The 18466-nt window shown below is 69.7% G+C and carries 16 protein-coding genes; 5 read left to right on the top strand and 11 right to left on the bottom strand.

Translation table 11 applies throughout. From position 1 onward, the window contains the following. Positions 1-2 precede the first annotated feature (2 nt). The 11 genes from fdhF to asnB all read right to left on the bottom strand — a co-directional run bounded on the left by fdhF (position 3) and on the right by asnB (position 14759). A complete protein-coding gene (gene fdhF, locus CHC08_RS37210) occupies positions 3-2798 on the bottom strand; it encodes a formate dehydrogenase subunit alpha (protein WP_089212083.1) in 2796 nt (931 codons plus the stop codon). Continuing rightward, positions 2795-4354 carry a formate dehydrogenase beta subunit gene (locus tag CHC08_RS37215; RefSeq protein ID WP_089212084.1) on the bottom strand — a complete coding sequence of 520 codons (1560 nt, stop codon included), beginning with the start codon at positions 4352-4354 and terminating at the stop codon, positions 2795-2797. Before CHC08_RS37215 ends, fdhF begins: the two co-directional genes overlap by 4 nt. After that, a complete protein-coding gene (locus CHC08_RS37220) occupies positions 4351-5031 on the bottom strand; it encodes a formate dehydrogenase subunit gamma (RefSeq protein ID WP_338055718.1) in 681 nt (226 codons plus the stop codon). The genes CHC08_RS37215 and CHC08_RS37220 overlap by 4 nt, the downstream gene beginning before the upstream one ends. A gap of 56 nt (positions 5032-5087) precedes the next feature. Further along, positions 5088-6011 (bottom strand): LysR family transcriptional regulator, encoded by a 924-nt coding sequence (locus tag CHC08_RS37225; protein WP_089212086.1) that lies wholly within the window; start codon positions 6009-6011, stop codon positions 5088-5090. A gap of 148 nt (positions 6012-6159) precedes the next feature. Beyond that, positions 6160-7725 carry an AbgT family transporter gene (locus CHC08_RS37230; RefSeq protein WP_089212087.1) on the bottom strand — a complete coding sequence of 522 codons (1566 nt, stop codon included), beginning with the start codon at positions 7723-7725 and terminating at the stop codon, positions 6160-6162. A gap of 313 nt (positions 7726-8038) precedes the next feature. Next, entirely contained in the window at positions 8039-9022 is a 984-nt protein-coding gene (locus CHC08_RS37235; protein WP_089212088.1) for a CE1 family esterase, read from the bottom strand. Positions 9023-9135: 113 nt separating this feature from the next. Next, positions 9136-9876 carry a creatininase family protein gene (locus tag CHC08_RS37240; protein ID WP_089212089.1) on the bottom strand — a complete coding sequence of 247 codons (741 nt, stop codon included), beginning with the start codon at positions 9874-9876 and terminating at the stop codon, positions 9136-9138. Between the two features lie 29 nt (positions 9877-9905). Then, entirely contained in the window at positions 9906-10595 is a 690-nt protein-coding gene (locus tag CHC08_RS37245; RefSeq protein ID WP_089212090.1) for a FadR/GntR family transcriptional regulator, read from the bottom strand. A gap of 352 nt (positions 10596-10947) precedes the next feature. Beyond that, a complete protein-coding gene (locus CHC08_RS37250) occupies positions 10948-12078 on the bottom strand; it encodes a pentapeptide repeat-containing protein (protein ID WP_089212091.1) in 1131 nt (376 codons plus the stop codon). A 299-nt stretch (positions 12079-12377) separates the two neighbouring features. Then, on the bottom strand, positions 12378-12803 hold the full coding sequence (locus CHC08_RS37255) for a nuclear transport factor 2 family protein (protein WP_089212092.1): 426 nt from the start codon (positions 12801-12803) through the stop codon (positions 12378-12380). A gap of 117 nt (positions 12804-12920) precedes the next feature. Then, positions 12921-14759: an asparagine synthase (glutamine-hydrolyzing) gene (gene asnB / locus CHC08_RS37260; protein WP_089212093.1), complete on the bottom strand. Its 1839-nt coding sequence runs from the start codon at positions 14757-14759 to the stop codon at positions 12921-12923. Between the two features lie 132 nt (positions 14760-14891). Here asnB and CHC08_RS37265 point away from each other — a divergent pair, with 132 nt between their 5' ends. From CHC08_RS37265 to CHC08_RS37285, 5 genes are all read left to right on the top strand, one after another. Continuing rightward, positions 14892-15527 (top strand): TetR/AcrR family transcriptional regulator, encoded by a 636-nt coding sequence (locus CHC08_RS37265; protein WP_143653500.1) that lies wholly within the window; start codon positions 14892-14894, stop codon positions 15525-15527. A gap of 227 nt (positions 15528-15754) precedes the next feature. Continuing rightward, entirely contained in the window at positions 15755-16750 is a 996-nt protein-coding gene (locus tag CHC08_RS37270) for an NAD-dependent epimerase/dehydratase family protein (RefSeq protein ID WP_089212095.1), read from the top strand. A 360-nt stretch (positions 16751-17110) separates the two neighbouring features. Continuing rightward, complete coding sequence (locus tag CHC08_RS37275) at positions 17111-17512, top strand: hypothetical protein (RefSeq protein ID WP_089212106.1); 402 nt, start codon at positions 17111-17113, stop codon at positions 17510-17512. 13 nt (positions 17513-17525) lie between these two features. Further along, the gene (locus tag CHC08_RS37280; RefSeq protein WP_089212096.1) at positions 17526-17750 is read left to right on the top strand and encodes a helix-turn-helix transcriptional regulator; all 225 of its coding nucleotides are present in this window, start codon (positions 17526-17528) and stop codon (positions 17748-17750) included. A gap of 175 nt (positions 17751-17925) precedes the next feature. Further along, positions 17926-18369, top strand: a complete 444-nt coding sequence (locus CHC08_RS37285; RefSeq protein WP_089212097.1) for a YchJ family protein — start codon at positions 17926-17928, stop codon at positions 18367-18369. The last annotated feature ends 97 nt before the right edge of the window (positions 18370-18466 follow it).

The raw sequence follows: 18466 nt of genomic DNA on the forward strand, positions 1-18466 counted from the left end.
GCTCACTTCACCAATACCGGGGCGGGATGTGTGGCGACGGGATGCGTCAGCGTCACCTGGACCGCGGTGACCTTGTACTCGGGACAGTTGGTCGCCCAGTCCGAGTTCTCGGTGGTCACCACGTTGGCGCCCGTCACGGGGTGGTGGAAGGTCGTGTAGACCACCCCGACCGGCATCCGATCGTCGATCTTGACCCGCAGGCTGGTCTCCCCGATCCGGCTGGCCAGCGCCACGGTGTCGCCGTCGCGGATACCGCGCACCTCGGCGTCGTGCGGGTGCATCTCCAGGAGGTCCTCCGGGTGCCAGGCCGAGTTTCCGGTGCGCCGGGTCTGGGCGCCCACGTTGTACTGGGACAGGATGCGCCCGGTGGTCAGGATCAGGGGATACTTCCGGGTGCTGCGCTCCTGGGTCGGAACGTAGACGGTCTCCATGAACCGGCCCCTGCCCCGGACGAACCCGTCGATGTGCATGATCGGCGTGCCCTCGGGCGCGCCCTCGTTGCAGGGCCACTGCACGCTGCCGACCTCGTCGAGCTTGGCGAACGACACCCCCGAGAAGGTGGGCGTGGTCATCGCGATCTCGTCCATGATCTGGGAGGAGTCGTCGTACTTCATCGGGTAGCCCATCGCCTGCGCGATCTCGCACACGATCTGCCACTCGTGCTTGCCGGTCTTGGGCGCCATCACCGGGCGCACCCGGTTGATGCGGCGCTCGGCGTTGGTGAACGTCCCGTTCTTCTCCAGGAAGGACGTGCCCGGCAGGAAGACGTGCGCGTACTTGGAGGTCTCGTTGAGGAAGAGGTCCTGGACCACCACCAGGTCCATGGACGACAGGGCGCCCGTGACGTGCTTGGTGTTCGGGTCCGACTGGACGATGTCCTCTCCCTGCACGAACAGCGCCCGGAAGGAGCCGTCGACCGCCGCGTCGAACATGTTGGGGATGCGCAGGCCCGGCTCGGACTGCAGTACGGCGCCCCACAGCGTCTCGAAGGTGCTGCGGACCGCGTCGTCGGACACGTGGCGGTAGCCCGGCAGCTCGTGCGGGAAGGAGCCCATGTCGCACGACCCCTGCACGTTGTTCTGCCCGCGCAGCGGGTTCACCCCGACGCCTTCGCGGCCGATGTTGCCGGTCGCCATGGCGAGGTTGGCCATGCCCATCACCATGGTCGAGCCCTGGCTGTGCTCGGTGACCCCGAGGCCGTACATGATGGTCGCGTTGCGCGCGCCGGCGTAGAGGCGGGTCGCCGCCCGCAGGTCGGCGGCCGGAATGCCGGTGATCTCCTCGACCGCCTCGGGGCTGTGCTCGGGGTCCGCGATGAACCGCTCCCACTCCGAGAAGTCCTCGCAGCGCTCCGCGACGAACTCGCGGTCCACGAGGCCCTCGGTCACCACGACGTGCCCCATGGCGTTGATCAGCGCCACGTTGGTGCCGGGCATCACCCGCAGGTGGTGCTGGGCCTCGACGTGCGGGGATCGCACCAGGTCAATCTTGCGGGGGTCGGCGACGATGAGCTGGGCGCCCTTGCGCAGCCTGCGCTTGATCCGCGAGGCGAACACCGGGTGGGCGTCGGTCGGATTGGCGCCGATGACCAGGATGACGTCCGCCTGGTCGACGGACTTGAAGTCCTGGGTGCCGGCCGAGGTGCCGTAGGTCTGCTTCAGGCCGTAGCCGGTCGGGGAGTGGCAGACCCGGGCGCAGGTGTCCACGTTGTTGTTGCCGAAGGCCGCGCGCACCATCTTCTGGACGGCGTAGACCTCCTCGTTGGTGCAGCGCGATGAGGTGATGCCGCCGATCGCGCCCATACCGTGCAGGCTCTGGATCTCCAGCATGCGCCGGCCGACGTATCCGATGGCCTCCTCCCACTCCACCTCCCGCCACGGGTCGGTGATCCGCTCGCGCATCATCGGCTTGAGCTGGCGGTCGGGATGGGAGGCGTAACCGAAGGCGAACCGGCCCTTGACGCAGGAGTGTCCCTCGTTGGCCTTGCCGTCCTTGTAGGGGACCATGCGGACGACCTCGTCGCCGCGCAGCTCGGCCTTGAAGGAGCAGCCCACGCCGCAGTACGCGCAGGTGGTGAGCACGGTACGGTTCGGCATGCCCAGCTGGACCACGGAGCGTTCCTGCAGCGTGGACGTCGGGCAGGCCTGCACGCAGGCGCCGCAGGACACGCAGTCGGACTCCATGAAGGTGCCGCCCGCGCCCGCGGCGATCTTCGTGTCGAACCCGCGGCCCTCAAGCGTCAGGGCGAAGGTGCCCTGCACCTCGTCGCAGGCACGTACGCAGCGAGAGCAGGCGATGCACTTGCTGGCGTCGAAGTCGAAGTAGGGGTTGGAGCTGTCGGTCGGCTCGTCGAGGTGGTTCTCACCGTCGAAGCCGTAGCGGACCTCGCGCAGGCCGACGACCCCGGCCATGTCCTGCAGCTCGCAGTCGCCGTTGGCCGGGCAGGTCAGGCAGTCCAGCGGGTGGTCGGAGATGTACAGCTCCATGACCCCGCGGCGCAGCTCGGCCAGCTTGGGCGTCTGGGTGCGTACCTTCATCCCGGGCGCCACCGGCGTGGTGCACGACGCGGGGGAGCCCTTGCGACCGTCGATGTCCACCAGGCACAGACGACAGGACCCGAAGGGCTCGAGGTTGTCGGTGGCGCACAGCTTGGGGATGTCGATGCCGACCTCGGCGGCGGCGCGCAGGACCGAGGTTCCCTCGGGAACCGTCACGGTCTTGCCGTCGATCTCCACGGCCACGGTCGCCTCACCCGGTCGCGCCGGAGTGCCGTAGTCCTTCTCCTTGATCAGGCTCATCGCTGTTCCTCCGTCGTCGTTCCGAAGTCACCGGGGAAGTGCGCGAGGGCGCTCTTCACCGGCATCGGGGTCAGGCCGCCCATCGCGCAGAGGGAGCCCTCGGTCATCAGGTCACACAGGTCGTTGAGGAGCTTCAGGTTGGCCGGCCGGTCCTCACCCGCGACGATCCGGTCGATGACCTCCACTCCGCGCACCGCCCCGATCCGGCAGGGGGTGCATTTGCCGCACGACTCGGCGGCGCAGAACTCCATGGCGAACCGTGCCTGGCCCGCCATGTCCACGGTGTCGTCGAAGACCACCACACCGCCGTGGCCGACCATCGCGTTCGCCGCGGCGAACGCCTCGTAGTCCATGGGCAGGTCGAACCGGGACGTGGGCAGGTAGGCCCCGAGCGGTCCGCCGACCTGGACGGTCCGCACCGGCCGTCCCGACCGGGTGCCGCCGCCGTAGCCCTCCACCAGCTCGCCGAGAGTGATGCCGAAGGCGGTCTCCACGATGCCGCCCCGGGCGACGTTGCCCCCGAGCTGGAAGACCTGGGTGCCCCGGGAACGGCCCACGCCGTGGCGGGCGAAGGCCTCCGCGCCGTCGGCCAGGATCATCGGCACCGAGCCGAGGGTGAGGACGTTGTTGACCACGGTCGGCTTGCCGAACAGGCCTTCCAGCGCCGGGATCGGCGGCTTGGCGCGGACCATGCCGCGCTTGCCCTCCAGGCTCTCCAGCATGGAGGTCTCCTCGCCGCAGATGTACGCGCCCCCGCCGACCCGGACGAACAGGTCGAAGGAGAGCTCGGAGCCGAGGATGTTCCGGCCGAGCCAGCCCCGCGTGTAGGCGATCTCGATCGCCGTCCGCAGCGTGGCCACCGCGTCCGGATACTCCGAGCGGATGTAGATGTAGCCTTCCTGGGCGCCGGCCGCCCAGGCGGCGATCGTCATGCCCTCGATGAGGGTGAACGGGTCGCCCTCCATCAGCATCCGGTCGGCGAAGGTGCCGCTGTCGCCCTCGTCGGCGTTGCAGCAGACGAACTTCAGGGCCGACTCGGCCTGCTGGACCGTCTTCCACTTGATGCCGGCGGGGAATCCGGCGCCCCCGCGGCCGCGCAACCCGGACTCGGTGACCTCGGCGACGACCTCCTCGGGGGTGAGGGACAGGGCGCGCCGCAGCCCGGCCATCCCGCCGTGCGCGGTGTAGTCCTCGGCGGAGAGCGGATCGACGACACCGACCCGCGCGAAGGTGACCCGTGTCTGATCACGCAACCAGTCGATGTCCTCGACCGGGCCGAGACGCAGGCGATGCTCCGCGCCGTCGAGCATCCCCGCCGCGACCAGCTCTTCGACGTCTTCCGGAGCGACCGGGCCGTACGCGATCCGGCCGGCGGCGGTGGCCACCTCGACCAGCGGTTCGAGCCACAGCATGCCGCGGGAGCCCGTACGGACGACGCGGATCGGGCGACCGGCCGCCGTGGCGGCGACGCCCTCGGCGACCTCGTCGGCGCCCACGGAGCGGGCCGCGGAGTCGCGGGGCACGTAGACGGTCACGGTCTCATCCGGGCCGCTCATGCGTTCACGTCCAGCAGGCGGTCCAGCTGCTGCGGGCTGACCCGGCCGTACAGCCGGTCGTCGACCTGGACCGATGGGCCGATCGCGCAGTTGCCGAGGCAGAAGACCTGCTCCAGGGTGACCGCGCCGTCCTCGGTCGTCTCACCGAAGGTGACACCGAGCCGGGCCTGGGCCTGGTCCGCCAACTTCGCCGCGCCCACCGCCTGGCACGCCTCGGCCCGGCAGATCCGCACCGTCCTGCGTCCGGGCAGGGTCTGCCGGAAGTCGTGATAGAAGGTGACAACGCCGTGGACGTCGGCCCTCGACAGGTTCAGCTCGTCGGCTAAGATGGGGATCACCGCCGGATCGACATAGCCTAGATCTTCCATGACGGCGTGGAGAATCGGCAGCAGAGCACCCCGTTTGTCACGATGCTCCGCGACGATCGAACGCACCTGATCTTCCAGGGATCGCGTTGGCAATGACGTCATGGCCAGCCCTTCCGATAATAAGACCCTCGCAAATGCAAGGTCATGCATTTTCCGTCGCGCGTCCAATCGTTTTCTGCTATTGCATGATAGACGCCGCCTATCACCCCTGCTCAGACGGGTGCGGATGCGTTCGCGACCTCTCCTCCCTCGGAGGAGGCCCCGATATTCGGCCCCGCATTCTTTGAACAGGTTAGGCGAAGACGCCATTTACGGGCGGACGGCGCCGGATCCGGCCACCGGGTGGTTCACGAGGGTCATGAGGGCTATGTGAGGTGCTGGTGCACCAGCCGGTCAAGCTCGTCGCGGAGATCGAGTTCGCGGGTGACGTCCAGCAGGGCTCGGGCCAGGACGGGTTCGGGACTGCGGTCGGCGACCACCAGGCCGATCCTGGGCGCCTGCGCCGGCCTTTCCATCCGGACCACCCGCATGCCGTCGGGGACGCCGAACATGTACAGCCAGGCGTGTGCGATCACGCTGGACCACCGGTGCGTGGCGACGTGGGCGTACAGGGCCGAGACCGTGTCGGTCTCGATGACCGGGACGGGGGTGGTCCCGAATTCGCGGAAGATGCCGTCCAGGATGCGCCGGTTGCGCATCTCGGGGGACAGGAGGCAGAGCGGAAGGGCGGCGAGTTCGGCCCAGCGCACCACCGTCCGGTCGGCCAGCTCCCCGTCGTCCGGGGTGAGGAGGAGATAGCGCTCCTCGTACAGCGGGGTGCCCCGGACGCCGCCGAGTTCCTCGTCGTCGAGGTAGGTCATGGCCACGTCGATCTCGAACTCCGCCAGCTGCCGGTTGATCTCGCGGGAGGAGAGCGAGGTGAGGGAGACCCGGGCATGCGGGTGCCGTTCGCAGAAGGGGGAGGTCAGCAGGGAGGCGGCGGTCAGCGCGGTGGGGATCGCCGCGATGTGCAGCGTGCCCGACAGGCTTCCGCGCATCGTGGACAGGTCCTGCCGCAGCGCGTCGCACTCGGCGAGGATGCGCTGCGCCCACAGCAGCGCCCGCTCGCCTTCCGGGGTGAGCCCGGAGAACCGCTGACCGCGCTGGACGAGGGGCACGCCGAGATCGCGTTCGAGCTTGCGAATGGCCGCCGACAGGGAGGGCTGAGAGACGTGACAGGCCGCGGCCGCCCGAGCGAAGTGCCGCTCCTTGGCCAGTGCCACCAGATATTCCAGCTCACGCAACAACACATGAGCGAATATGCCCCGATCACACGCATGCCGTCTACATCGGCGTCGTCCGTCCGAGGTCTTCGGCAGGCGGCAGACCTCGGCCGCGCCCCAGCGCACCAGGGCGCCGCAGCGGTCCCCGACCCGTCGGGGACCGCTGCGGCCTGGGTCAGTTGACCGGGGCGCCCGGCCCCAGAGGGATGCCGAGGGCCCACCAGGCCAGGAAGAGCAGGGTCCAGACGGTGGTCATGGCGATGGCGAGCGGCAGGGTGTAGGAGGCGAGGGTGCCGATGCCGGCGTTCTTGCGGTAGCGCTGGAGGAAGCCCAGGGCCATCAGGAAGTACGGGCTCATCGGGGTGATGGCGGTGGAACCCGAGTCGGCGATGCGGAACAGGGCCTGGGTGGTCTCCGCGGGGACATGGACGAGCATCAGCATGGGGACCAGGACCGGTGCGGCCAGGGCCCACATGGCGGAGCCACTGGTGACCATGATGTTGACCAGGGTCAGCACGAGCAGGATGAGCAGGAAGACGACGACGATCGGCACACCGCTCTGCTTCAGCGCCTCCGCGGCGTTGACGGCCAGGACGTCTCCGATGTGGGTCCAGTCGAAGTAGGCGAGGAACTGGGCGATCGCGAAGAACAGGACGAGCACCGGCGCCATCTGCCTGATGCCCTCCACCATCAGCTTCGGCACGTCACCGGGCTTGGTGATGGAGCCGGAGCGCATCCCGTAGACGATGCCGACGAGTCCGAACAGCAGGGCGACGATCGCGGCGATGCCGTCCAGGAGCGGGGACTGGACGATGCTGCCCCCCTCGCCTCGCAGCGGTGAGGACTCCGGCAGGATGATGGCGGTCAGGGCCACCAGGGCGGCCACGAGCGAGATCGCCGCGAACCGGAGGGCGGACCGCTCCCGTGCGCTGAGGTTGAGCTGCCCGATGTCTTCAAGGTCCACGTCGGGGTCGGCGTCGAGATCGGGCCGCTTGCTCAGGACGAACTTCGTCACCAGCGTGATGACGGCCGCCAGCACGAGGGACGAGACGATGTTGAAGTACCAGTTGCTCAGGGGCGACACGTAGGCGGCCTCCCCTCCGACGATCTTCGCGGCGGCGGTGGTGATGCCGGCGAAGATGGCGTCGTTGGGGGTGGGGATCGGGCTGGCGTCGTATCCGGAGGCGATGGAGGTGTAGGCGACGACGATGCCGAGGATCGGTGAGCGGCCGACGGCGCGGAAGGCCAGGCCGCCGAGGGGCACCAGGATGATGTAGGCGGCCGCCGACGCGACGTGGGCCACGGTGCCCGCGAAGGCGACCGCGAACACGACCCCGGAGGCGGGGACGCGGGAGACCCCGACCTTCATCAGCGCCGTGAGGAATCCGCTGCGTTCGGCCACCGCGACGCCCATGATGACCACGACGATGGTCGCCATGGGCGGGAACGAGGCGAAATTGTCGATCATCGTGGAGACGGCCATGGCCAGGCCGTCACCGCTGAGCAGGCTCCGGACCGCGACGGTCTCGCCGTCGCTGGGCGAGACCACGGAGACGCCCAGCCCGGTGAGGGCCGCGCTGAGGACGACGAGGATCGCGGAGAGGATCCAGAACAGCCAGAACGGGTGGGGTAGGGCGTTGCCGGCGCGTTCGACGACCGCCATCGCCCTGACGATGCGCGGCAGCGGGGGTTCGGCGGGTTCCCGCGATGTTTCCGGTGTCGCGGGACTGGGGGCGGACATGGCGGCTCCGTACGGGGGAAGGGCAGCCCGGCATGAACGGGGTGCGGCTGTGGGGGAGGGGACGTCGGCGTCCCGCCCGCGGGGCGGGACGGCCGCGGCCGAGGGTGCGGCGATGGCGCGGAGGGGCGGATCGCCACAGGGCGTCAGGAGGCGGCCGCCGGGGACGGGAGTGGCGGCGCGTCGGATCCGGGAGGCGGGGACGGCTCGGGAGCTTGGGCCGGTGCCGGAGGGGCGGGGAGTGGCGGGGGCTGCTCGGGGGCTTGGGCTGATGCCGGAGGGGCGGGGTTGGCTCGGGTGGTGTCGAAGGGGTGGGTCAGTGATTCGCGGTGCGGGGCAGCCGGTGGCGGCGCAGGAAATCCCACAGGACCTGGTGCGCTTCGATGGTCTGGGTGGTGTATCCGCCGCCGCTGTAGATGTCGGCGCCCGGCCAGGTGTGGCCACCTCCGGTGACCGCGACGTGCTGGACCTCGGCTCCCTTGTCGCAGCCCACCCAGCGGGAGACCGTGATGTCGGGTCCGGTCACCCGGTCGCGAACTCGCTTCGCGCAGTTGTCACGCTGTGCCCACGCGGCGACCCAGTCGGGGATGGCCGGCAGGCCCCGGTCGGCGTCCCCGGTGTAGGGAATCGTGGCGTCGCCCGTCCCGTGGAAGTCGATGACCGGCACGGGGCGGGAGGGACGGCAGTCCTGGCCGGTGGCGGGATAGAAGGCCCCGGCCACCGGGGCGATCGCGGCGATCCGATCCGCCATGCGGCAGGCGAGCAGGCCGATGAACCCGGCGCCGTTGGACTTGCCCGTGGCGTACACGCGTCGCTGATCGACGCAGAGCCGGTCCTCCAGCGTGTTCAGCAGATCCGAGGTGAACGCGACGTCGTCCACACCGGGCGCCTCGTAGGGCGCGCCCTGCCAGGCCTGCCGGTCGCCGTCGCCGGTGCCGATGACGCCGTTGGGGTAGGCCACGACGGCGGGGAGCGTGGAGAGCTTGGAGAACTCCTCGGTTCCGGCGCCCGTGTTGCCGCGCCCGTGGAAGGCGAGGACCAACGGCCACGCGCGGCGGGGGGTGTAGTTCGGCGGAAGATGAAGCTGATAGGTCCGCTCGATGCCCTGACTGGTCATGGAGTGCAGGACGCTCGTGCCGGGCGTCTGGGGCGCCGGTGTGCGGCACCCGCCGGACCGGGTCGTCGCGGCTTCGGTGTTCGAGGTGGCGGCGTACGCGGGGGCGAGCGTGCCGCCCAGCAGTACGAGCCCGGCGGTTGCCGTCGCGGTGAGGGTGCGTAGGAGAACTCTCGCGCCTGTCATGGGGGGCTCCTGTCGTCGGCCGCGTCCGTGCGGCCGTTGGGGGGTTTTGTGACAGCACTCACCGCCGTACGTGCGGTGCGCACGCCGGTGAGCGGTGATGGGCTGGAACGGGGCTAGGCGTCCAGCCAGGTCCTGGTGAAGGCGACGATGCGGGCGACGGCCGTCTCGACGACGGCCCGGCCGTCCTCCGGGGTGGCGTTGCGGGGATCGCCGAGCACGCCGTTGGGGCTGAGCCGGTCGTAGCGCATCGTGAGGGCGGGGTGGCCGCCCTGGAGCGACAGCCGGGAGACGGGGCCGAGTTCACCGAGGTGGGTGGTGCCGGGGGCGAGCCGCTCGGTGTGCACGAGGTGGGACGCCAGGTGGAGCATCTGGGCGGTCTCGGCCTCGCCGCTGTGCCCGTGGACCTCGCTGACCCGCATGCCGGCCACCACGTCGGCGGCCAGCGAGGTCAGCGGGGTCCAGGCGAACTGCAGGTCCGGATGGGTGGTGAGCAGGTCCTGGGCGACCGTGGTGAGAGTGGCGTTGTTGCCTCCGTGGCCGGTGATCACGAGGATCTTCCGCCAGCCGTGCCGGTGGAGGCTGTCGGCGTACTCGCGAACCACCGCGGCCAGGGTGGTGGTCGTCAGGGTGACGGTGCCCGCGAAGGCGAGGTGGTGCGGTGAGACGCCGACCGGCACCGACGGGCCGATCACCGCGGAGCCGGCGAGCTCCAGGGCCACCAGCTCGGCGACGTGCTCGGCGCGAATCGTGTCGGTGGCCATGGGCATGCCGGGCCCGTGCTGCTCGAACGCGCCCGCCGGAATGATGACCAGAGGGCTGGCACGCACGGCCTCGGCCGCTTCGAGCGTCGTCATCTCCCCGAGCCGTACGGGGCGCCGCCGGCTCAACGGTCCGCCTCGGGGAACTCGGCGGCCGCGATCGCGTCCCGGATCGCCGTGAGATGCTCGCGGGTGAGCCGCTCGGCTGCCTCCGCGTCGCCGTCGCGTACGGCTTCGAAGATCTCCACGTGCTCGGCGTGGTCCCGGGTCCGGTCGTTGTAGCGGTGCCGGATCTCGACCTGCTCACGCGCCCGCACGTGGAGCAGCGCCTCGACGGTTTCACGGAGCAGCGCGTTGCCGCTGGCCGCCGCCAGGGCGACATGGAAGTGCACGGACTGACGGAGCGACTCCTGCGGCGGATGCAGGGCGTTGGCCGACGCCGCCTTCAACTCCTCGACGGCCTCGGGAACCCTGATCCGGGCGGCGACCGCGGCGATCGCGGGCTCGACGACCAGGCGAGCCTCGACCAGTTCGAGCACCGACTCCCGCGTGCTGCGGGGCAGGTGCGGATTGGCCAGCAGCCGGCGGTCGATGCCCGGCCCGACGTAGGTGCCCGACCCGTGCCGGAACTCCACCACGCCGGTGGCCTCCAGCCGGCGCAGCGCCTCGCGCACCGTCGGCGTGGTGACCTCGAAGCGACGCGCCAGTTCCCGAGAGGAGGCCAGCACATCGCCGGGACCCAGTCGCTCACTGTGGATGATCTCGACGATGTCGTCTGCCAGTCGCTCGGACAACGACTGCTCGCTGTAACTCATAAAGTGAATAGATCACTTGATCTCTTTGTGTGTCAACGGGTGTGACCGGATTGTCTCCGGAGCATCACCCACCCCATGGGCCTCAGGTGAGGCGGATTTTCAGACGAGACCGCAGGTTGGACGGTCTCCCGGGTTGCTGCCACCGGCGCGACCGCGACACGTGGGACTTCACCCCCGCCGAGGAGATCGGTGCGACCTGCCGCGGGACGGAAGCCGGGCGCTGGCTGAGATCTCGAATTCCCGGAGGTGGACCGTGGAGGCCGAGTCGGAGATGCTGGCGAGTCTGGGGGGCGGCGCTGGTCGGACCGATGATCCATAGGCGCGCCCTGGCGTCGTCCCAGCACCTCGGCCCTCACACAGGTCTGGCGAGCCGGGCGAAGGAGAGCACGACAACCGTCGACAGCAGCCAGCCCAGCAGGCCGGCCACGTTCAACAGCGCCGAGACCATCGCTCCAGCCGGGCTGCGCGTCTCGGGATACCACGTCGCGCGCTGGCCCAGCGAGATGAGCGGGACGACGGTGTCCACCGTGTAGAACAGCGGGTCGAAGCAGCGCACCTGCCCATCCCCACACGGCCCGGGACGGGCGTCGCGCCCCGCCGCGGTCGCCGTACCGTCTTCGGGCGTCGCCACGTCATCCACGGTGACCAGCCGGCCGTCCACCACGTAGACGTTTCCGCGCGGATCGGTGGCTCGCAGGGTCTGCTGGACCGCGGGGCTCAGCATCATGACGCCCACCAGGGCGAGCAGGGCGCCCAGCAGCCACAGCACCCGGCCCGGCCGGTAGCCGTAGCCGACGGTGAGCCCGTAGAGCAGGTCACGGGCGTTCCTGATCACACGGCGCGGCGAGCGGCCGCCCGGCGACGGCGCCCGCCTGGCCTGCCGGCGCTGTTCGATGAGCAGCCGCTCGGCCTCCACCGAATGGCCGTGCCGGCGGAACACCCTGGCCGCCTGCTCGTAGGGACCGGCGTCGAAGGGGACCATCCCGCGCAGCCAGTCGCGACGGGCCCGCCAGTCCCAGGCGCCGTCGAACCGGTCGTAGACGAATCCCGCGATCTCCGACTCGCACAGCCAGACGGCCGCGCTGCAGGAGGTGCTGGCCGAGGTCCACAGGTCGCCGGTGATGTGCGATCTGGACAGATCCAGGTCGCGGCGGACCCGTAGTCCGTTGGCCATGACGCCGGGAATCGTGCAGCCGTCGAACGCCAGCATGTGCAGGTCGGCGCCGTCCAGATGGACGGGCCGGTCGAACACGCAGTCGGTGAAGCGGAGCGGGAAGGAGATCTCCATCCCGCTCAGGTCGAGATCGCCGCCGATTCTGGCGCGCTCGATCGCCAGTCCGCGCGGGTCGATCTCCTCGCGGTCCCGTCGGCAAAGCTCACGGACCAGGCTGCCTTCGACGACGAGTTCCTCGCCGTCCTGTGCCCGCGGAACCCGGCCTGCCGCGCAGGCCCGAAACAGGGACGCCTCATCGATCACGGTCACGCCGCCCGGACCCCCGCCGGCCCGTGGGAAACAGGGCGGAGGCCCCTGCCCGGGCCTGGCGATCCGGCCACCTCATCCGGGTGGATCCGTAACCCGGCCCCGATCATTTCCGTGGCGCGGGACCGCCGCCGCGCGCGGCCGGGCACCTGTCCGGTGACCGCGGCACCCCTGGAGCCGCCTGACCCGAGATTTCTCCACCGCCACATGGGCTCAGGTTAATCTCGTGGCTTTCCGCATGCGGAAGTGATGGGAACAATGCAGGAAGATCGCGAAATGCCACCGGAGTACAGGGCTTGACCCTAGCCGAGGGCGTGGCCGCCGTCGTTCCAGCCGCCGGCCATCTGCCGGGTGTCGAAGAAGCAGTCGGTGAACCGGCGGATCTTGCCGTCTTCGACCTCGGACACGCCGACGACGTCGAAGGCGGTCAGCGGCTTGCCGTCCTTGTCGAGCATCGTCTCGTGCCGCTCGGCGAACACCACGTTGCCGTTGGCCGCGACGTTCGGCAGTTCGACCGCGTATCCGTGGATGCCCGCGTTGGCGCGTGCGCGTTCGAGGTCCTCGAGCATCGCGTCGAGCTTCTTGATCGGATTGTCCGGAGACATGAACGAGACCAGCTCGAGGTCCTCGTGCAGCCAGCGCCTGGAGGACGCCACCGCGTCGTCGAAGGTCGGGCCGAACTGCGCCCAGTAGTTGCGGACAACATCCTCAGGGGAGATATCAGTCATGGGGCAACCGTGTCGTACCTGTGTCTACAGACGGTTCACATTTCATGCATGGGCGTCCTCGCCCCGGCCCGCCGGTCTCGACGGGGCGGGGCGAATCAGCCGTCAGGGCGGAGCGGGTCACGAGGTGGTGATGGTCGGCCTGTAGATGTCCAGCCAGAGCGAGAGGTCGAGGGCGCGCTCGATCGCGCGTCGGGCGAGGGGCATCGCCTGCGGGGTGTCGGCCTCGACGGCGCGGCGCAGGCCCTCGCGGTCGATGATGTCGAACACCGGGTTGGCGGCGTCCGCGAGGACGTCGCGTGCGCTGTTCCGCAGCGTCGTCGCGTACGCCGGATCCTGGGTGGAGGGGTAGGGGCTCTTGGTCCGCTCCACCACCGACTGGGGGAGCACGTCGGCGGTCGCGCCGCGCAGGAGGCTCTTCTCCCGGCCGTCGTAGGTCTTGAGTGCCCACGGGGCGTTGTAGACGTACTCGACGAGGCGATGATCGCAGAACGGCACGCGGACCTCGAGGCCGACGGCCATGCTGGTGCGGTCCTTGCGGTCCAGCAGCACGCGGACGAAGCGGGTGAGATACAGGTGGGAGATGCGGCGCATCCGATACTCGAAGTCGCTCTCGCCGTCCAGCCTCTCGATCGTGGCGACGGCGGCGTCGTAGCTGTCCTGGATGTAGCGGCCGAGGTCGAGGGCCCGGCCGAACTCCTGGTTGAGGAAGGTCCGCCGGGGTGATTCACCGGTGAGGGACGCCAGCCAGGGGAAGGTGTCGGCCTGCTGGACCTTGGGACTGAAGAACTGCTGGTACCCCCCGAACACCTCGTCGGCGGACTCCCCGGACAGCGCGACGGTCGAGTGCCGGCGGATGGCGGAGAACAGGAGGTAGAGCGAGGCGTCCATGTCTCCCAGGCCCATCGGGGTGTCCCGGGCGCGGATGATGTTCGCCCGCGTCTCGGGGTCGGCGAGGGCGGCGGAGTCGAGCACGATGTCCTCGTGGTCGGTGCCGGACTGCTTGGCGACGTCGTGCACGTAGGGGGTGTCGGGCGTGGCGCGCAGCGCGGTGGCGACGAAGTTCTCGGCCTGCCCGGCGAAGTCGACGGCGAAGCTGCGCAGGGTCTCCCCGGTGCCCGACAGCTGCCCGGCGGCGATCGCGGTCAGGGCCGAGGAGTCCAGCCCGCCGGACAGGAGCACGCAGCGCGGGACGTCGGCGACGAGCTGGCGGCGGACGATGTCGTCGAGCAGGTCGCGGACGTGCGCCACCGACGTCTCACGGTCGTCGAGGTGGGGTGCGGTCCGCAGCGACCAGTACCTGTCGATGCGCAGACCATTGCGGTCGACCCTGATGACGGTGCCCGGCTCCACCTCTCGCATGCCCTTCCAGATCGCGAGGCCGGGTGTCCTGACGAAGGCGAACAGCTCCCGGAGCCCGTCGAGCCCCACGGCCGTCTCGGCCAGCGGGTTGGCGAGGATGGCCTTGGGCTCGGAGCCGAACAGCACCCCGTCGGGGGTCGGGTAGTAGAAGAGCGGCTTGACGCCCATGCGGTCCCGGATCATGACCAGTTTGTTGTGCCGCCCGTCCCAGATCGCGAAGGCGAACATGCCGTTCAGGTGCTCGGCGACCGCTTCGCCCCACTCCAGATAGCCGTGCAGCACGACCTCGGTGTCGGAGGTCGTGCGCAGGACGTGGCCGCGTCGCAGGAGCTCGTTCCGCAGCTCGGGAAAGTTGTAGGTCTCGCCGGAGTACACCAGCGTGACGTCACCGTCGGGAGTCCGCACGCTCATCGGCTGCCGCCCCCCGGGCAGGTCGATGATCGCAAGCCGGCGATGGCCGAGAGCGGCGTGCTCCGTCACCCAGATCCCCTCGTCGTCCGGCCCCCGGCGAGCCATGGTCATGGTCATCGTCTCGACGGTGGGGCGTTCCTCCCGCAGGTCGCGTTCGAAGGACACCCATCCCGTGATTCCGCACATGTTCGATCCCCTGTCTCACCGAGGTTGTATCGCCGGTCGCGTCGCGGTACTCCCATTTTCGCTACCCTTAGTGTAAGAATGCCCTTAGTGAAGTCAAATGGCGACAAGGTCGAAAACCGGTAGGCTGTGACCATGCGAGCAGGTGGACTGCGGGAGCTGAAGAAGACCCAGACACGCCAGCTCATCGCCGATACGGCGGCCTCGCTCTTCCGCGCTCAGGGATATGACGAGGTCACGGTCGACGAGATCGCCGCGGCCGCCCAGGTGTCGAAGAAGACGGTGTTCAACCACTTCCCCACCAAGGAGGACCTGGTCTTCTACCGGGCCGACGAGCGTGAGGCCATGTCGTTGGCCGCCGTCCGTGAGCGTCCGCCCGGGGTCTCCATCCTCGACTCGTTCCGGCAGCTCTGTTCCGCGCAGGCCAGGCTGATTCCGGGGATCCGGCGGGATCTCGCACGTCCTCGTGGGTTCTACGACCTCGTGAACGGCAACCCGTCTCTGCAGCGCAAGATGTACGAGGTCAACGCCCACCTCATGAGCACCCTCGCGGAGGCGCTGGCGTCCGAGGCCGGCGCGGAGGCCGACGATCCCATCCCGTCCATCGTCGCCTCCACCCTGATCGGCGCGCAGCGGACGCTGTACCGCCGGCTGCGCGAGCGGGTGGCGAGCGGCGACGACGACGAGACGATCGAGTCCGCCCACCAGCGCGATGTCCGCCGGGTCTTCGACCGGCTCCGCGACGGTCTGGGGGACTACCCTCCGCAGTGAGCCGGTCCGGGCCGCGGGCAGCCTGGCCCCGCGCACGCCGACCGGCTTTGTCCGGTCGGCGTGCGCGGAGGTGGCATCCGGGCCGCCCGCCGTACCCGGGCTGCCGCACCCAGCGTCCGCCGCACTTGACGTCCGCCATGCCCAGTCGGCTACGCCTCGGGTGAACGCGGTCATGCTTTCGGCGAATTCGAGACGCCGTTGACTCCTCCGGGGTCAGGATGGCCGGTATGAGGCTTCTTGTCCTGGGTGGGACGCATTTTGTGGGACGAGCCGTCGTCGAGACGGCACTGGCGCGGGGTGACGAGGTCACCACGCTCAACCGGGGGATGAGCAGGCCCGCCGCGACGGGGACGGACTCGATCATCGCGGACCGGACCGACCCCGAGGCACTGCGCACGGCTCTCGGAGACCGGGAGTGGGACGCGATCATCGACACCTGGAGCGGAGCGCCGCGCGTGGTCCGCGACGCGTGCGGGCTGCTGGCCGGCCGGGCCGGTCACTACGGGTACGTGTCCAGCCGATCGGTTCACGAGTGGCCGATGCCGATCGGCGCCGACGAGCACGCCCCACTGGTCGCCGGCGATCCGGACGGGGACGACGCCGAGGACTACGCCGCGGCCAAACGCGGCGGCGAGCTCGCCGCCCTGCGGGCGTTCGGTGACAGAGCCCTGCTCGCCCGCGCCGGACTGGTCCTGGGTCCTTACGAGAACATCGGGCGGCTGCCCTGGTGGTTGCGCCGCATCGAGCGCGGCGGCCGGGTCCTGGCGCCCGGCGATCCCGCCCGTCCGCTCCAGTACATCGACGCGAGGGACCTGGCGGCGTGGATGCTCGTCGCCGCGGAGCGCGGTGTCGGCGGCGCGTTCAACACGGTCAGCCGCCTCGGGCACACCACCATGGGCGAACTGCTCGCCACGGCGGTGAAGACAGTCGGGTCAGACGCCGAGCTGGTCTGGACCCCACCCGAAGTGATCGAGGAAGCGGGTATCGGCCCGTGGGTCGAGTTGCCGATCTGGTTGCCGGACAACGCCGAGTTCGGCGGTCTGATCAGCGGAGACGTCTCCGCCGCCTACAACGCCGGGCTCACCTGCCGACCGGTCCAGGAGACGGTCGCCGACACCTGGGCCTGGCTCCAGGCGGAGGGCGACCCACACCTTCGAACGGACAGGCCCCAGGTCGGGCTCGACCCCGCCAAGGAGAAGCAGGCGCTCGACAGGGTCGTCTGAAGATCATGACGAGTGCGAAGCGTCCTGGATTCCGCTTCGAGTGGGCCGTACGAGCTCGCTTCTGATAGGTCGTAAGGGTCACGTTTGGGTGGGTCGTACGGGTTCGAGCGGGCGGTATGCGGAATGAAGGGGTTCGCGACGCGCTCGGCGCGCTCCGGCGTACGGGCCCCTGCCGCGGGACCGGGTGAAGCCGCGGTGCGTCGAGGCTGGGCGATGGCCGACGCCGCGGCAGCGCCGAGCAGCGAGCTTTGGGTCAGGCTCAGGGGTCGTCTCGCGTTCAACACGGCAAAAATGTAAGGTTGGCCTTCCATATGGTCAAGGATCCTTGACTATATGGAACGGTCGCTTTACCTTCGTGTCATGGCGAAACAGCAGGACCAAGTGACGCTCGCGGCCCGCCGCGCTGTCCTCATCGATGGCCTACCCGTGGCCGTTCTGGGCCCGGTGGCCCTGGCGCTAGGCAGTGATCCCGATCAGAGCACCGCTCAGAAGGCCTGGTGGATTGCGGCTACCGCCGTGTTCGCGCTCGCCGTGGCCTGGGTCCTGCTGCGGGCGTTCCGGCGTGCGGACGAGTACCTGCGCAAGATCCAGCTGGAAAGCATGGCCATCGCCTTCGCAGCGGTCCTTGTGGCACTGCAGGTGGCCACCGTGCTCGACGCCGTGGGCGTCATCCAGCTCCATCAGCTCACGCAGCTGATCCTTCTCGGCGGGGTGGCGATCTGGCTGGTGATCGCCGACCTGCGCACCCGCCTGCACCGATGAAGGCGCCGCATCCATGAAGAACCGACTACGCGAACTGCGGGCAGCCCGCCGGTGGAGCCAGGCCGCCCTGGCCGACCGGTGCCAAGTCTCCCGACAGGCCATCAACGCCATCGAGACCGAGCGGTACGACCCCAGCCTGCCCCTGGCGTTCACCATCGCCGACGTCTTCGGCCTGACCATCGAGGAGATCTTCCTGCCTGACCGGGCGGACACGACGGACGACCTGGCCCGATCCTGAACGCCTCAGGCCGGCTTCCAGCCGGTCGGCGCGAGCGAGCGGGCAGGGACGGAGCCACCGTCTCCGCCGGCATGACCGGATCGTCCACCACACAAGTTCAGATCACAACCTGTTGTTGTCGTACCAAGGCATCCTCACGACGCGGTGCCCTCACAGGTGCCTCCACAATGGAGGCATGTCCTCACGCACGCCACGCTCGCCGCGGGCCCGCGCCACCTCGACGACGACCTGCCCCTGCGGGCTGCCCGCGGCCTATGACGACTGCTGCGGCCGGTTGCATCGCGGGGAGGCCCGGGCGACCACCCCGGAGCAGCTGATGCGTTCCCGCTTCAGCGCGTTCGCCGTCCAGGACGAGGCATATCTGCTCCGCAGCTGGCACCCCAGGACGAGACCGCCGGGCATCGACTTCGACCCCGCGACGCGCTGGCTGCGCCTGGACGTCCTCGGCAGCACCGGCGGCAGCCCGCTCACCGGTGAGGGCACGGTCGAGTTCCGCGCCCATTACACCGAGCGCGGACACGCGGGCGAACTCCATGAGAACAGTCGTTTCGTGCTTCACGACCGGGCCTGGGTCTACCTCGACGGCATCGTCGGCGACCAGCCGGGCTTCTCCGCATAGCTCCGGCTCCGTGTGACGCGGCTCCGCGCGATACGGACCCGTATGGCGTGGCTCCGCATGGTACGGCTCCATGCGACGTAACTCCGCGCGATACGGC

The sequence above is a fragment of the Streptosporangium subroseum genome (assembly GCF_900188345.1).
GTDB classification, from domain to species: Bacteria; Actinomycetota; Actinomycetes; order Streptosporangiales; family Streptosporangiaceae; genus Streptosporangium; species Streptosporangium subroseum.